Raw genomic sequence first — 14900 nt, forward strand, 5'->3', positions numbered from 1 at the left:
AGCACCCACCTATGAACGTTTTTTCCTGGGAGAGTATTCTTGACGCACTGAACCGCTCTACCGATGTGTGGATCAGTGTGATTGATGTTTTGCTGGTAACGGCCGTTATCTACAGCGGCTTTTTGCTAATTCGGGGCACTCGTGCCGTGCAAGTTTTGCGGGGCTTTGTTGGATTAGCTCTCATTGTGCTGCTGCTCTCCGCCATTCCGGGGCTAACCGCCTTTCGGCAGCTCGTTAGCTGGATTTTGCCAACCCTCCTGCTCTCAATTCCTATCATCTTCCAACCGGAGCTACGCCGTGCCCTGGAACAGCTAGGGCGCACGGGCAGCTACTTCCGCTTCCTGCGCAGAAACGAAGTAAGCCCGGTCGTTACGGCTGTAAAAGACGCCAGCGTTCGGCTGTCACAGCGGCGGCACGGGGCACTCATCGTGTTTGAGCGCGACACTGGTTTGCAAGAGTACATTGACACAGGCATTTTGCTCAATTCCGAAGTATCACCGGACTTATTGCTGACGATCTTCAACAAAAATACAGAACTGCACGATGGGGCTGTAATTATGCGGAACGACAAGCTGGCTGCGGCCGCTTGCGTGATGCCGCTTTCAACAAGCAGCTTAACCGACCGCCAGATGGGGCTGCGCCATCGCGCCGCGCTGGGCATTAGCGAAGTGAGCGACGCTGTAGCGGTGGTTGTGTCGGAAGAAACTGGCCAAGTCTCCATTGCGCACAACGGCCGTGTGATTCGCCGCCAAGACCCCGCCAGACTCGATGACATCTTGCACGCCTTTTTGCACAATCGGCCAAACAGCCAGAGGGTAGAAACATGATTCGCGTGGCCCGTTCCCTCATTGCCAATTTGGCAACTTTGGTTCTCTCCTTCATCCTGGCGATTGTCATTTGGGTAAACGCTATGCAAGTAGAGGACCCTGACCTGAGGCGTGTGCTGCAAATCCCGGCTACCTTTGTTGGCTTGCCAGAAGACGTAACCCGGCTCAGCCCCACGCAAGACAACCCGCTCATACTCATCACCTATGAAGGTCCCACCTCGATTGTGTCGGCATTAGACCAAACTGATTTTGCGGCCATCATCGACCTGAGCGAGGTGCCGCTGGGCTTTAGTGTCACTGTCCCAGTCGAAATTCAGTCAGAAAATACTGACATTACTATGGAGGTACCGATTCCAGAAACGATAACAGTGCGTTTGGAGAAGCTGGTCACGCGTGACATTGATGTTCGGCACGATATTCAGGGAGAGGTAGCGCGTGGATACACGATGGGAGAACCGTTAATCGATCCGCCCGTCATTACCGTAACTGGCACAGAATCAGAAGTAGACAGCCTGGATTTTGCCCAGATCACCATCTTTTTGAATGACGATACGCAAACACGGATCGAATCACCACAGCCGCTTTTTTACAACCGGCAGGGGCGCGTGGCCAGCGTGAGCGGACTGGAGCTAAGCACAGATCAAGTTGAGGTTACAATTCCGATCAACGAATCTGCTGATTTTGCAAATAAGGTCATTACAGCCGATATTGTGGGCGAAGTGGCACCGGGTTACCGGGTGCTGGGCGTCACAATCGAGCCGTCTAGCGTGTTGGTGACCGGGCTACCAACACGACTGGCGCAATCGTTCGACGTACAAACGGAGCCGATTGACATAACAGGGTTGACGGAAACGTTTCAGGATCAGGTTTCGTTGGTTTTACCAACTGGTATTACGCTCGACAGCGTGACGGAAATTACGGCAACAGTGCAAATTGAACCGTTCTCCAGCACCAAAATATATAATCAGCCGGTTGAGCTTTTGGGCGTTGATGAAGGGCTTGAAGCAACCATAGACCCAGACACGGTACGGGTGGTTTTGTTTGGACCATCGCCCGTGTTAGACACATTAACAGAGCAAGAAGTGCGGGTGACGCTGGATTTATTTGGCCTGGAGGTGGGTGAATATTCGTTAGAGCCAGATGTGGATGTACCAGATCGTGGTTTGGAGCTACGATCAATTCAACCTGCCGTGATTGAAGTGGTTATCACAGAGGTGATGACGCCAACGAGAAAGATTACCGAAACCGAGTCCCTACTGCCGATTGTGCCGGGTATGCAGATAACGAGAGGTGTTGAGGATACGGCCGCTTCCACCCATCTCCCCCACACAATTCAACCCGCCATCGCCTGGCTGCCCAACCATAAAGCAATTTAAGCCAAGCCACAGAGAAAATGCATCACCTCAAGATTCTCTGCAAACTCTGTGGTAAAAACCTATATAACCGTAAACATGAGTACAAAACCTTTGGTCGCGTTGGTCGGTAGACCCAACGTCGGCAAATCTACCCTTTTTAATCGCATCGTTGGCCGCCGCATGGCGGTTGTTTCTGAGACCGCAGGCACCACCCGCGACCGGCTCTATGCCGACAGCGAGTGGGGTGGCGTGTCTTTTTCGCTCGTAGACACGGGCGGCATTGAAGTGACTACGGGCTGGCACACCGAGCCGCTATCTGAAGATTCTGAACGGTTTTTGCCTTTTATTCGCCAGCAAGCGGCCGTTGCCATTCGGGATGCAGACATCGTTATTTTGGTTGTGGATGGCCAGGTGGGCGTTACGGCTGCCGACCAGGAAGTGGCAGACATTTTGCGCCAATCGAACAAGCCAGTGTTGGTAGCGGCCAACAAGCTGGAATCATCCAAGTTGGCTGAAAATGTGTATGAATTTTATGAGTTGGCATTGGGGGAAGTCTTTCCCATTTCGGCACTGCACGGGTATGGCACAGGAGATCTGCTGGATGCGATGGTAACGGCCGTTCCTCGCACGGCCACAGAAGACGACGAAGAAGATACCTCTATCAAAATTGCCATGTTAGGCCGCCCGAACGTGGGCAAATCCACCTTGGTGAACAAGCTCATCGGTGAGGAGCGCGTTATCGTCAGCCCCATAGCTGGCACCACTCGCGATGCCATCGACACAAAAATAAAATGGCATGGGCAAGAGTTTACGCTCATTGACACGGCCGGTATTCGGCGGCGGGGCAAAATTGACCCTGGCATCGAAAAGTACAGCGTGCTGCGCGCCATGAAAGCCCTAAAACGAGCCGATGTGGTGCTAATGCTGCTGGATGCCGAGAGTGGCCTCCTTGCCCAGGATGCGCACGTCGCGGGCATGATTACCGATGAAACTGCCGGGGCGATTGTGCTGGTAAATAAGTGGGATGCCATCGAGAAAGATACGTACACCATGAAGGAGTACGAAGAGAAAGTGCGGCAAGAGCTAAACTTTTTGCCTTACGTGCCTATCCTCTTCATTTCGGCAATGACGGGGCAGCGCGTTAGCCGCATTTTGCCGCACGTGATGGATGTCAATGAGGCGCGTTACCAGCGCATACCCACCAGTGCCCTGAATAAATTCATGCGGGATGCCATCACCCAGCACCCGCCGCCGGGCAAAGGGGGTAGACGAGCCAAGTTTTTCTACGTCACGCAGGCCAGCGTGGCTCCACCTACGTTTGTTTTCTTTGTAAACAATCCAGATTGGCTTAATTTTGGGTACAAACGGTTTTTGGAGAATCGGCTGCGGGAGCAGTGGCCGTTTACGGGGGTGCCTATTCGGCTCTTTTTCCGCGCCCGCAGCGAGGATCGTTTTGGCAAATAGTTGAGAGTTCAAAAATCTCGTTCGTACCTGGTACTAGCCAAATTACTTATAAGACCTTTGAACTCTCCTTAGCTCTAGCGAACACTTTCCAGATTGGACGCCCCTTCCCAGCTAACATCAAGCAAGACAACATCTTTATACAATGTGTCTGGCCTTTCTTCCCCATCCAAAGCAACTTGGCGCACCTCAGCTTCAGTCGCATCATCACCGATAGCTGTGTAAATGAGGGAACGGCCGTTATCCATCAAGAAGGCATTATCAAAACCATTTTCAGCGTCGTCATCCAGCTCAATTTCATCCGCGCTATCTTCGACAGAAATGGCGTATAGAATCCAATCATCGCCAAAATCTTCCCGGGCCGCAAAGACGGCCGCATCTTCTGACGCATTCAGCAAGACAAGCGAAGCCCACTCTTCCAGCAAGAAGTAGCCATCTTCGGCATCCAGGCTAGATACAAACAAAGACAGTAGCCCATCCTCATCACGCAAGGTAAGGTAAAAACGGCCGTTTTCCGCATCAATATCTGCCTCAACTACCTCAAAATCATCATCTGCAAACAGTTCAATCGATTCTGTGCCATTTTCGTTGGCACTCAGCAACACCGAATCGCTATCTTCCTGCACTGAAAGCAGCAGGCGTTCACCATAATAGCCAATTACAGAAACAAAATCCCCCTCGGCTACTTCTGTGGCCGTCTCATCTGCAACAACAAACAAGATCTCTTCCCGCGAGTTTGTGGTGCTAAACAAGCCAAGATTGTCATCCTCGCCGCGGCCAGCAAACTGAATATTTTCTTCTTCCAGAACAGGTTCCCCAGTGCCATTGATGTACAAACCCACCTCATCATCATCTTCATCCGGCTTGCCAATCACATAAATCGTCTTGTTGTCGGCCAAGAACCCGACAGACAAAATCACTTCAAACTCATCACCGACTGGGGTTGCTTCATCATCACCCGGTTCAATTGAATATGCGAGAGCATCCCGACGCCCCATCTCTACATAAGCAAATGTAGATAAATCTGAGTTCCAGGCAGTATCAAGCACATCTTCAACACCATCCAGAACCACAGTTTCGTCTTCCCCATCCAACGAATACAAGGTGAGCGTTAATTCTTCCTCATCTCTTTCTTTTACGACAACGCCGTTTTCATAAACCATACAGCCAGAGCCTTTTGCTACCCGGTCTGCTTCTGCACCGTCCATAGAGACATAGCAGCTATATTCCGAGAAATCATCTGATTCTGTGAGGAATACCAGGAAGGGATCTGTAACATAGGAACCGAAAACCCAATCCCCTGTATCCCCTTCGAACAGTTCCGTTGGACCATCATCTCCAATTTCCATCTGTTCTACACGTAGGTCATTGCCATCTTCATACCAAAGCAAAATGCGGTTAGTATCGGGAACAAAAGTGGCAAAGTTTCCCTCAAATATCCTTGCCGGAACAGCATCATCGGCCAAAGATTGCCATTCGCTGGACTCAGAACCCAACTCTGCTAAAAATATCTCTGCTTCAAAATCACGATTAAATTCAGCCAGCAGAAGCTGGTCACCACTAGAACATGCTGCCAAAAAGATTGTCAGCACGGCCGTTAGCAAGATCAAAATGACGAACCAGAGTTTGCCGGGGATTTTTTCTTGAATCACTTTAGCCTCCTAATTGTGGTTTGGCAGTCGATAAATTTTCGGGGCACTTTCTTTCCTGAGTAGAGACAAAGTAGAGTGTAATTATTATGGATATTTATTGCAACCAGTTTGCTAACGATCCATCGAATCAGATCAGTTATGGTATCATCTACTGATTTTCGGGAAGGATGATGATGGGAATGAACTCAACGACTTACTATGTGCAAACAATGCCGGGGGTAGAGGAAATTGCCTGGCTGGAAATTCGGGACAAGCTACCGCGGGCAAAGTTTGCCGAAACTGTTTTTGCCAAAGACCAGAACGGGCTTTTGCTCTTCAGCTATGCAGGAGATGCATCAGATTTGCTTCAGCTGCGCACCGTGGAGGACGTGTTTGTATTGGCTTGTTCTATCGACAAGGTGCCGCGCACACGCCAACCGCTGCCGCAGCTAACGGCACTTGTAGAAGATTCAGCCCTTTTCCAGCACGCCATTGACATTGCCATGCCGATGCGTAAACAGCCGGGACGGCCGTCTTACCGGGTGATTAGTCGCCTGTACGGCAGCCACGACATTTACCGCAAGCAGCTAGGTGAAGCAGTGCGGCGGGGCATGAAAGTGCGTTACCCGCGCTGGCGGCTGGTGGAAGACCACACCATGCTGGAAATTTGGGTTAATTTGCTCGGCTCTCGCCTCGTCGCTGGCATCCGCCTAACGGACCGCACCATGCGCCACCGCTTTAACAAGCCCATGCCGCTAAAAGCGGCCTTACGGCCGTCTGTAGCCGCCGCCATGATTCACCTCATCCAACCCCAAGACGACGACATCTTCCTGGACCCCATGTGCGGCAGCGGTACGCTGCTCATGGAGCGGCGATATGCAGGGGCATATCAGCAGATGCTCGGTGCAGACATTGTTTACAATCACAGTCGCGCTACACGCCTAAACGTGGAATCGCTGCGCAAGGAGTTACCTGCCAATTTCCACATGCTGCATGCCAACGCCATGCAGTTGCCACTTGCACTGGGCAGCATTACCAAGGTGGCAACCAACTTGCCCTTTGGCAAGCAAATCGGCTCGCCAAAAGCGTTGAAGAAGCTGTATCCCGCTTTTTTTAGGGAATTGGAGCGGGTGTTGGGGAGAAACGGCCGTGCCGTCATCCTGAGTAGCGAATATGATTTGGTAAAAACGGCCGTCCGCCGCTGCGACCATCTGGAAATATTAACTGGTTACTCCATCGCAGTTTTGGGGCAGTGGGGGCGAATTTACATCCTGCGCCGAAACTAATGTGGTTGGGGCCCTAAGACAGAATGCCCGCCTGGGCTGCCATAATGAGCAAGGGCAACACTGCCATGATCAGAAGAATAGATGATACGGCTGACAGGTTACGAAGGCTGTCAGTCTGCCGTTTTTGTTGCTCGGCAATAATCTCTTGTTGCTTGGCAATGACTTTCAGATTCTTGGCTATGCCAATAAGGGCACCCTTTATTTCAGACTCATCAGAAAATTTCATCACGCCTCCTGAATGCTGGAAACCAATCAATCTCTTTCTGTTTAACTATTCGATCTCCGGCGGTTGGATATCGATTATCTCGTCATAGTGGGAAATATCTACCTGCCAGATGCTTTCGCCATCTTCGTGAGATGGCTCTGGCTCTCGCACGACAATCCGTACTAACTCAAACGTTTCCGGGACAATCCACAATTGCAGTGTCACCTGCTCTGGGCCAATCAGGAAGCCGCTCATTTGGTAGATATTTTCGCCGCTGGCAACGGCCGTTACGCTATACAGAAGCTCATCCGGCCCCTCACTTTCTGCAAGATTTTCCGGCTCGGCCAGCATTATTTCTGACAAATCAGCCAGCAGCACTGCCTGAATGCCAATGTCGTCGTCGAACAAAACAGCCGGATTAAAGCCCCAGTTGGGCGGCAGTTCTTCCCACGCACCCGTGACCACGTTGGTTTGCCACTGAATTTCTGCTACGCTGATCACGTCTACATCCGTTATGATGCCGGGGCCAATGACCCGCACCGTTGCCAGGGCGCGATCTGGGGCCACATACGCACCCGTCGCCCGTCGAAAGGAAAGTGTTTCGCCAGGGTCGAGATAAGCGGGTGCGCCATCCCGCTCAATTACAAACTGAAAGCCGTCACTATTTTTCATTCGCTCAGCCGAAAGCTGAACCAGCTCCTCGGAGCTTATTTCGGGCAAGGTCGGCTCGCCACACGCGGTTAGGATTGTGAGTAAAAAGGTTAGGGGTAGGAGGAAGTAGTTTTTGAACGGCCGTTTGCATCTGAGGATGCTCACTCCTCGGTTGTTTGAGAAAAATTGCATGATTGTTAGTTCCACTCTCTATCAATTTCAATGAGCGTTTGGTCATCGTGCACATAATTACGGTAACTGGAATAAGGATATGCTTCGATGTCATCAACCAAACCAGCCCGGATTGGATTCCGGTGAATGTAATTCAGCTTTTGTCGCAAGAATTTTTCAGTGTAAATAGTTTTGTCCCAGAAGCTATCTTGCCAAACTTTGTTCTGGGCACGGGCCGTTTCAATACCAGCTTTGCCAAAAGTCACTAACAAATCTTGCCGATTTTCCACTTCTGCCTGCCGGACAGTGCGCGAAGCTGTGAACTTTTTAAAATCCCGCATAAAGTCTGAAATTGAGGAGATCCCGTAAGGCCAAATCAGCAAATGTAAATGATCTGGCATAATTACATAGCCAAGCAGCTTAACCTGATGCTTGAACTTGTAAAAATTCAGGCTGTCTAAAATGGGCAAGACAAAGCTGGGGGTTATAAAAAGTGGTAAACGACCATAAATGGTCGTCGTGATGTAATAAATATGTCCCTCAATTTCTATCCTTTTCTTGCTCATAATTTACCGCTTCCCCTGAGGATGCTCACTCCTCCGCACTGATTTGGTTTAGACGAGATTGGAGGTTGAGAACGGCCGTTTCCCACACCCCAAACTCATCACTCTCTAGCCACAGCTCCCGCAGTTCCGATTTAGACAATACGCGGGCAACTGCTTTGCGCGCCATTTCGACGTACTCAGGCTTCACCTGCATTGGGCTGTTTTCTGCCAGCCACTCGGCCAGCTCCTCCGGTGGATTGTCAGTTGGGAAGCCAATGGCAGCAGCCACACATTCGGCGGCAGCCAGCACCTCTTGCGCTTCAAAGGCATCCAGCTCATCAGCCTCAATCATGCCCGCAACCCCAGCCAGCGTGCGGTCAATCAGCCGAAAATCATTCTCGCCGAAGTCGTACAGCCAATCTGCGGCAGCATCATTCTCAAAATTACCAGTTCCCCAAATTCCCATCTAAATCTCCATAATCCACAAATTAGCGCAGGTTTTTCGGATTGCTAGAAACCTAAATCTGCGTCAATCTGTGTAATCTGCGGATAACTTCTTACGCTTCGCGCTGCTCGCGGGGGATTTTCAGCTTGGCTTCGATGAACGCTTCGCGCGTCAGGTTGAGGGTGCGGGCGATGGCGCGAATCTCCTCGATTTCATCATAGGTAGCCATGCCGTCGGCAGCAGCGACGGCAAAAAGCACGTCCAAAAAGTGCAGCCGCTCTTCGCGGGTGGTGCGGGTGGCAAATTGGCGCACGGTGCGGTGGTGATCCAGCTTCTTGGCCGCTTCAGACACTGCCACCTCGGTGATGAATACGGCCGTTACCTCATCCACCTCCCAATGCGTTTGCAACGCCTGTACCATCGCCCCAAACTCTGCCTCAGACACATCATGATCCACATGGGCCACCTTGGCCATCAGCCCCCCTGCCAAGCTCAGCTTGCGCAAACTTGCTTCGGGTATGTTTAACTCGGACTGTTCTACGTGCAGCCGATGACTGACAGCGTAAAACACCTTGTTTTTGATGTAATCATCAAAGTGTCGTTCACGATTAGGCGCATCGGCAACGGCCGTTCGCCGTGCCATCGCCCCACCCACCATCCGGCCAAGCTGCACGAACAGATTTAAATTGACGTCATCGATTGCCTGCTTCACATTAGCCACCAATGCCTGTTCATCTGCGGTGATTTCCCCGTCGATACCCACCATCTCGTCCAGAGCTTGGCGTACCAGTTGGCGGTCCCGTGGTGTGCGCAAGGCATCTTGCAAATCGGCAATTAGGCGGGCGCGCTCTGCTTCCCCAATCGGCTGGTCGATGTACATTTCCAGCCGCGCCCACTCCTGGCCGCTCATTTGCAAACCACCCTCTTTACCAGAGCGGGGAAGCTGAAAGAGCAAATCTTTGAGGCTGTTCACCTCTTCGGGGCTTACCTCGCCATCGGCCCAGGCGGCAGCAATTATCACTTTCGCTAACGTAAAAATAAGATTGCGATCAGACATAATACCATCCTAAAAAACTACAGGGTACGAATTTTCACTGTTCCGCACAGATTAGGAACTTACGCAGTGAAGACTATAAAAGTCTTGTTCTCTCTGGAACTAACATCATTAGTCCAAGCCTTTTGTAGTCTGGTTAGGGCCAATGTTGATCATGGATAAAACCCCGGAAACAGCAGCTTCCGGAGCATGGAGAATTTAGGATGGCTTTCGCGAACGGCCGCGTGAGCGACGCCGACGTTTTTTCTTGGGCTTATCAGAGGATTGTGTGCGCCTCGGTTTACTTTCTTCCACCAACACAGGCGGCGAATGGAGCGTTTGCTGGTACAAATCATCCAGCAGCATGGCCAGCAGCTGCGCGCCTTCTTCGCCGCCGGCTAGTTCCTTCACCATCGGCACAAACCGCTGGAGCCGCTCGACACGCAGCTTGTCCCGGTCGCGCATTTGGGCTTCTAGCTGCACAATCATCCGTTCAGACACTACTTCAGCCAGAGCCGCTTCATCAGGAGACGGCCGTTCCTCAAACTCAATACCATACTGTTTGGCAATCTTCTTTAGCAACACCTGCTCAGAAAAATCGCCCACCAGCGTGATGGCCGTTCCTGTGGCCCCAGCCCGTCCGGTGCGCCCTGCCCGGTGAATATAAATTTCCGGGTCTTCCGGCACCTCAAATTGGAACACGTGAGACAAATCGGAAATGTCGATGCCCCGCGCAGCTACGTCGGTGGCTACGCAAAAGCGCAGCTTACCCTGCCGCAGCTTGCCCATCACCTTCTCGCGCTCCTTTTGGGGCAGATCGCCGCTCAGTTCATCTGCGTTGTAGCCAAATCGCTGCAACACCACCGAGACGTAATGCACTCGCTGCTTGGTGTTGCAAAAAATGATGGCTGAGTCCGGGTTTTCCAGCTCGATTAGCCGGATGAGGGTGCGGTCTTTGTCCATTGAGGAGACGGTAACCGTTTGGTGGGAGGTGTCGGCCACGTGCACATGATCCCGGCTCAGGCTGAGGAAATCTGGCTTCTCCATGAATTGCCGGGCGAGGCTGCGTACCGTTGGCGGGAACGTAGCGGAGAACATGCAGGTATACACTTTCTCTGGCAAATATTCCTGCACGCGGCGCATGTCTGGGTAGAAGCCCATGCTCAGCATCCGGTCAGCTTCATCAAAAACAAGCACCTTGAGCTTTTTCAGCGACATCGAGCCGCGCAGTAAATGATCCAGCACGCGCCCCGGCGTCCCCACAATGAGATGGGTGCCTTCGCGCAATGCTTTGAGCTGGGCACCGTACCCCACGCCACCATAAACGGCCGTTACCTTAAATCCACTATCCCCAAACAGCATCTTGGCTTCAGTCGTCACCTGGTTCGCCAGTTCCCGTGTGGGTACCAGCACCAACGCTTGCGTCTCGTCCTTGTGCCGATTCACCAACTCCATAATAGGCATGATGAATGCGCCCGTCTTGCCGCTGCCGGTGCGCGCCTGCACCATCATGGGCCGTTGGGCAAAAATGTAAGGCATCGCTTTCGATTGCACAGGGGTGAGCGAGGCCCAGCCCGCGCGGGCGGTGGCTTCGCTGAGCCGAGGCGGCAAGTCACCAATCTTCACCGATGGCAGACTGTCTTCTGGCTCTTCAATTTCGTCTTCTACGTCCTGAACGGCCGTAACTGGCTCGGTAATTTCTTCTTCTGGTTGTTCGATTATTTCTGTTTCATTCATAGGGATGAGTCTAGCCCAAAACGGCCGTTTTTGCACCTGAAACAGTTTGCAAGTATGCAAACTTAAACAACCTGCCAGGCAGCAAAACCGAGCAACGCCAGATAAGAAGCGGTGGTCAACAGCGACGGCCGTTTCGCCAAATACCACACGCGCGGCGGCAAAAAGAGCAAAAGCAGCAGCCCAAATGCACCAATCATGCCCAGCCAGCCGCTGAAAAATTGGGTAGATTGCAGAACGGCCGTTCCCATCAGCACTGCGCCATTGACGCCAAGCAACCCTAGTAGTGCCAGCCCCACGTAATTGCGCGACAGTTCCTCAATGGTCACTCGCACCGAGGCACTCAGCACCAGCACGTAAAATAGCGATGCGCCAATCCATGCCCCAGGCCCGTACACAAAAAAGGAAGCGGACTCTCCCGCGCCCAAAACGCGATCATCTACCACGAAGATAGAATCCCAGTAGCCAAACTGCTGCAAGAACTCCACAGCCAATGCCAGGGAGAAAAAGATGGCCAGCAGCCGCATGGTCAGCGTTCCCGTGAGCCAGGTTGGCAACCGGGATGCGCGCTCGGCATCGGCGGCTGGTTCCAGTTTGCGGATGAGGTAGACGGCGAGGCAGTACAGCACAAATGCCCCGCTGAGGAGTAGCACATTGATGGTTGACGCCTCTGCAAACTGTGCCGAAAGCGTTGGCAGCAGCAAAATCATCGCTGCCACACCTGCACCATCCACCAACAAAGGTAAGATCATTAAAAATCGTTGCGTTTGTTTCATAAATAAATACTCGCTTTGGCGTGATCTTAGCAGAATCCCACCCAAAGCCTACTACGATTTTAGAAGTTCAACTTTTTGAAAAAGTTGAACTTCTCTGGCCAATGGTCTAATCTTATCTCTGAATTTTGTGGAGCAACTAAGATAGGAAACCAATGAATCATAATTTTCCCCCTGAAGGATATATCCAAACAAAATCGGCCGTTTCTGGCATTGAAGTGTATCGTCCGCTTACGCCGGAAGAGCTGGAAGTTGCCCGCCCGGTGGTGGACTTTCGCTGCCCCAACTGCGACGGAGCCACCGCCTTTAGCACCGACGATGGTGGCCTGACTTGCGCCTTTTGCGGCTACCATGAGGCCCCCGAAGTGGAAATTGTGGGCAAAGGGGCGCAAGAGTTCGAGTTCACCGTTGAAACGGTGGACCGTTCAACCAATGGCTGGGGGCAGGAGCGCAAGGAGCTGGTTTGCAACAGCTGCGCTGCTCACACCACGCTTTCCACCGAGATGCTCAGCCACACTTGCCCGTTTTGCGGCTCCAATTCAGTGGTGCAAACCCGCGCCCCGCAAGATGTGCTGCGTCCGCGCTTTTTGGTGCCATTTGTCACCACCACCGAAAACTGCCGCCAAATTACGGCCGAATGGTTGCAAAATAGCTGGATGCTGCCCAATAATCTGCAAAGCCTGGCCCGCAGCACGGAATACACGCCTATCTACATTCCTTTCTGGACGTTTGACGCCCGCACCAAAGCCAGTTGGCGCGCCGAGGTGTACAACACCGACGCCAGCCGTCGCCGTCATTCTGCGCCAAATTGGAAGTGGGAACGGCCGTTGCTCCTCAAACTAGGCGACCGCGAAGGCAAACAGTGGGATTGGGAATCTGGGGCAGTGAGCCTGTTTACCGACGATCTGCTCATAAGCGGCAGCAGCCAGATTAGCCTGACCCTACTCAAGCAGATGCGCGGCTACCGGCTAGGTGAACTGGTGCCGTATGAACCCACCTTCCTCGCTGGACTTTCTGCGCAAGCATATGATGTCGATTTGGAAACCGCCTGGGCCTCGGCGCGGCGCTCCATGCGCGCCAGAACCAAACAAGCGTGCCGGGAGCAAGCCAGTGCCAGCAACATGCGTAACTTCAGCATGAATATGGATTTCAGCGACGAGAGCTGGCGTTACATTTTGCTGCCGCTTTATCTGGCCAATTACCGCTACGGCGACAAGGTGTTCCAGGTACTCATCAACGGGCAAACTGGCACCATTGCCGGGCAGCGTCCGGTGGATTGGCGCAAGGTGGCCCAGGTGCTGGGGCTGTGGTTCTTACCGGGGTTGCTGCTGGCCATCGTTGCGGCCGTTTTGCTGGCGAATGAGATTGGGGCGGGAGCGGCCGTCTTGCTGGTCGCGGGTTTTGCCTTGCTCACCTGGCTCATTTTTGTCATCGACACGCTGCGGAAAGCAGGCAAGATGGCAGATGCCTAAGAATGGTTAACGGTTAATTTTTAATTGTAAATGGTTAAATTGATGTCTGAAACAAGCCAAATGGCAAATGAAAACTGGATTAAGCGGTGGGGAACTGATTGGGTGCTGGAAGGGTGTGCCAGTTGCAACGGCGTGTTTGTGCTGCCGCCAGAGAAGGTAAGCCAACGTTGCCCGTTTTGCGGGCAAGCAACCTTAGCTCAAATGGACCCCAGCGATGACCGTCCCGTCTATACCCAACCGCCAGAAATGGTGGTGCCGTTCCGCGCCCAAGAAGCGACCCTGCGGCAAAGCGTGAGCCAGTTTGCCAAGAGCGTTTGGCTGGCCCCGACCGATTTGCAAGCCAACAATTTGCTGGGTCGCTTGCAGCCCGTTTACCTGCCGATGTGGTTGGTAGACGCGCAGGTGCAGGGAAATTGGCAAGCGGAGATGGGGTTTGATTACGAGATTGTGAGCCACCGGGAGCAATACCGAAACAGCAACTGGGAGACAGAGCGGGTAAAAGAAACCCGCGTGCGCTGGGAACCCCGCCTGGGGCGACTCAATCGTGCGCATCACAATCAGGCAACGCCCGCGCTTGAACAACAGGATGAGGTTGAGGCCAAAATCGGCCGTTTTCAGACGAAAGAGCCAAAGCCATTCCATCCGGGGGATTTAACCGGGGCCATTGTGCATTTACCTAACCGCCCGCCGGATGATGCCTGGAATGATGCGGTTTTGCTGCTGCAAACGGCCGTTGCCCAAGAGTGCCGCCAAGCCAGCGAAGCCGACCACACGCGCGGCTTTAAATGGTCGCCCAGCTTCAGTAACCAGCATTGGACGCAACTGCTGCTGCCGCTGTACACCAGCTACTACCTGGATGATGATAATCAGGCGCAGATGGTGCTGGTGCATGGGCAAACTGGCAAGCTGCGTGGCGTTAAACGGGCTTCGCTGAAGCGGGCGCGGCGCGTGGCAGGCATCATTTTGGCGGTTGCGGCCGTTTTCCTGCTGATTACGCTGGTTCTGCTGGGGCTGGGCTTCACCGTGGCGGAGGATGCACTAGCGTGGGCTGGTTTGGTGGGCGTGCTAACCATTGGCGTGGGCGGAACGGCCGTCCTGCCGCTGCTCTACGCGTGGTATATCAACAACGTTGCTAGCCGTGAATGAAAGCGGCCGGGTTCTTTAAGAATCCAGGGGGTTGACACTAAACGTAGGGCGGTTCGCGAACCGCCCTTACCACAAGTGCCGATCATGCCACGAAAGCCCAAAGAGCCAACGGCCGTAGCCAGATGTCACCCACCCTTTATGACATTTGTCAGCAGATTAGAAAAT

14 protein-coding genes are annotated in these 14900 nt (G+C 52.8%); 6 read left to right on the forward strand and 8 right to left on the reverse strand.

Annotation, left to right across the window (positions count from 1 at the left end; genetic code table 11):
• Window positions 1-11: 11 nt before the first annotated feature.
• From cdaA to der, 3 genes are all read left to right on the forward strand, one after another.
• Window positions 12-827 carry a diadenylate cyclase CdaA gene (cdaA, locus tag ACOQPU_RS15120; RefSeq protein ID WP_420640664.1) on the forward strand — a complete coding sequence of 272 codons (816 nt, stop codon included), beginning with the start codon at window positions 12-14 and terminating at the stop codon, window positions 825-827.
• Window positions 824-2203: a YbbR-like domain-containing protein gene (locus ACOQPU_RS15125; protein ID WP_420640665.1), complete on the forward strand. Its 1380-nt coding sequence runs from the start codon at window positions 824-826 to the stop codon at window positions 2201-2203. The genes cdaA and ACOQPU_RS15125 overlap by 4 nt, the downstream gene beginning before the upstream one ends.
• 75 nt (window positions 2204-2278) lie before the next feature.
• On the forward strand, window positions 2279-3646 hold the full coding sequence (gene der, locus ACOQPU_RS15130; RefSeq protein ID WP_420640666.1) for a ribosome biogenesis GTPase Der: 1368 nt from the start codon (window positions 2279-2281) through the stop codon (window positions 3644-3646).
• Window positions 3647-3720: 74 nt separating this feature from the next.
• Here the strand turns inward: der and ACOQPU_RS15135 are convergent, their stop codons facing one another.
• A complete protein-coding gene (locus ACOQPU_RS15135; RefSeq protein WP_420640667.1) occupies window positions 3721-5295 on the reverse strand; it encodes a hypothetical protein in 1575 nt (524 codons plus the stop codon).
• 179 nt (window positions 5296-5474) lie between these two features.
• On the opposite strand from ACOQPU_RS15135, the gene ACOQPU_RS15140 reads away from it, so the two are divergent.
• A complete protein-coding gene (locus ACOQPU_RS15140; RefSeq protein ID WP_420640668.1) occupies window positions 5475-6560 on the forward strand; it encodes an N-6 DNA methylase in 1086 nt (361 codons plus the stop codon).
• 13 nt (window positions 6561-6573) lie between these two features.
• Here the strand turns inward: ACOQPU_RS15140 and ACOQPU_RS15145 are convergent, their stop codons facing one another.
• From ACOQPU_RS15145 to ACOQPU_RS15175, 7 genes are all read right to left on the reverse strand, one after another.
• Window positions 6574-6786, reverse strand: coding sequence for a hypothetical protein (locus tag ACOQPU_RS15145; RefSeq protein WP_420640669.1), 213 nt, complete (start codon window positions 6784-6786; stop codon window positions 6574-6576).
• A 45-nt stretch (window positions 6787-6831) separates the two neighbouring features.
• The gene (locus ACOQPU_RS15150; RefSeq protein WP_420640670.1) at window positions 6832-7608 is read right to left on the reverse strand and encodes an LppX_LprAFG lipoprotein; all 777 of its coding nucleotides are present in this window, start codon (window positions 7606-7608) and stop codon (window positions 6832-6834) included.
• Window positions 7609-7613: 5 nt separating this feature from the next.
• Entirely contained in the window at window positions 7614-8153 is a 540-nt protein-coding gene (locus ACOQPU_RS15155) for an REP-associated tyrosine transposase (RefSeq protein ID WP_420640671.1), read from the reverse strand.
• A gap of 25 nt (window positions 8154-8178) precedes the next feature.
• Entirely contained in the window at window positions 8179-8598 is a 420-nt protein-coding gene (locus ACOQPU_RS15160; RefSeq protein ID WP_420640672.1) for a DUF4259 domain-containing protein, read from the reverse strand.
• Between the two features lie 91 nt (window positions 8599-8689).
• Complete coding sequence (locus ACOQPU_RS15165) at window positions 8690-9634, reverse strand: TerB family tellurite resistance protein (protein WP_420640673.1); 945 nt, start codon at window positions 9632-9634, stop codon at window positions 8690-8692.
• 195 nt (window positions 9635-9829) lie between these two features.
• Window positions 9830-11494 carry a DEAD/DEAH box helicase gene (locus tag ACOQPU_RS15170; protein ID WP_420640674.1) on the reverse strand — a complete coding sequence of 555 codons (1665 nt, stop codon included), beginning with the start codon at window positions 11492-11494 and terminating at the stop codon, window positions 9830-9832.
• Window positions 11410-12120 carry a hypothetical protein gene (locus tag ACOQPU_RS15175; protein ID WP_420640675.1) on the reverse strand — a complete coding sequence of 237 codons (711 nt, stop codon included), beginning with the start codon at window positions 12118-12120 and terminating at the stop codon, window positions 11410-11412. The genes ACOQPU_RS15170 and ACOQPU_RS15175 overlap by 85 nt, the downstream gene beginning before the upstream one ends.
• A gap of 152 nt (window positions 12121-12272) precedes the next feature.
• Here ACOQPU_RS15175 and ACOQPU_RS15180 point away from each other — a divergent pair, with 152 nt between their 5' ends.
• Entirely contained in the window at window positions 12273-13589 is a 1317-nt protein-coding gene (locus ACOQPU_RS15180) for a hypothetical protein (protein ID WP_420640676.1), read from the forward strand.
• A gap of 42 nt (window positions 13590-13631) precedes the next feature.
• Window positions 13632-14735, forward strand: a complete 1104-nt coding sequence (locus tag ACOQPU_RS15185) for a hypothetical protein (RefSeq protein WP_420640677.1) — start codon at window positions 13632-13634, stop codon at window positions 14733-14735.
• The last annotated feature ends 165 nt before the right edge of the window (window positions 14736-14900 follow it).

This window comes from Candidatus Leptofilum sp., assembly GCF_965223285.1.
GTDB lineage: Bacteria > Chloroflexota > Anaerolineae > Promineifilales > Promineifilaceae > Leptofilum.